General features: G+C 75.6%; 1 protein-coding gene. It reads right to left on the bottom strand.

Annotated features, from left to right (window positions below; all coding sequences use genetic code 11):
* Positions 1 to 911: polyketide synthase (locus P1P70_RS45140; protein ID WP_319248364.1), on the bottom strand; the 911-nt coding region annotated here is incomplete at both ends.

Raw genomic sequence — 911 nt, 5'->3', positions numbered from 1 at the left:
CTGGTTCACCGCCGAGCCACGCACCACCGCCAGCACCGGATGACCGAGGCGCCGCGCGTCCGACAGCCGCTCGACCACCACCATCCCGACGCCCTCCGCCCAGCCCGTACCGTCGGCCGCGTCCGCGAAGGCCTTGCAGCGGCCGTCGGCGGCGAGGCCGCCCTGCCGGGCGAAGGCCTCGTAGGCGCCGGTGGTGGCCATCACGGCGGCGCCGCCGACCAGGGCGAGGGAGCACTCGCCGTCGCGCAGGGCCCGGACGGCCTGGTGCAGGGCGACCAGGGAGGAGGAGCAGGCCGTGTCGACGGTGACCGCCGGGCCCTCCAGACCGAGGGTGTAGGCGACCCGGCCGGAGAGCACGCTGCCGGCCGAACCGGTCAGGGCGTAGTCCTTGCCCTCCTCGGTGGTGACGGCCAGGGTGGCGTAGTCGAAGTGTCCGGCTCCGACGAAGACCCCGGTACGGCTGCCCCGCAGCGACAGCGGGTCGACGCCGGCCCGTTCGAGGGCCTCCCACACCACCTCCAGCAGCAGCCGTTGCTGCGGGTCCATCGCCAGCGCCTCGCGCGGCGAGATGCCGAAGAAGGCGGCGTCGAAACCGGCGAGGTCGTCGAGGAACCCGCCCTCCCCGGGGAAGGCGGGACCGTCGCCCAGCCCGGCGGTGTGCCAACCGCGGTCGGCGGGGAAGGGGGTGATGCCGTCACGGCCCTCCACGACCAGACGCCACAGGTCCTCGGGCGACGTGATCCCGCCGGGCAGGCGGCAGGACATGGCGACGACGGCGACGGGGTCCCCGACGAGCGCCGGTGCGCCGGCGGGTTCGGCCGCGTGTGCGCGCGTGTGTGGCTGTGCCGGTGCGGGGACCAGCAGGGTGCGCAGCTCGGTGGCCACGGCGGTGGGGGTGGGGTGGTCGAAGG

This window comes from Streptomyces sp. MB09-02B (assembly GCF_033794485.1).
Lineage (GTDB): Bacteria > Actinomycetota > Actinomycetes > Streptomycetales > Streptomycetaceae > Streptomyces.
The sequence above is the reverse complement of the archived record's forward strand: the minus strand, read 5'-3'. Positions and strand labels throughout refer to the sequence as shown.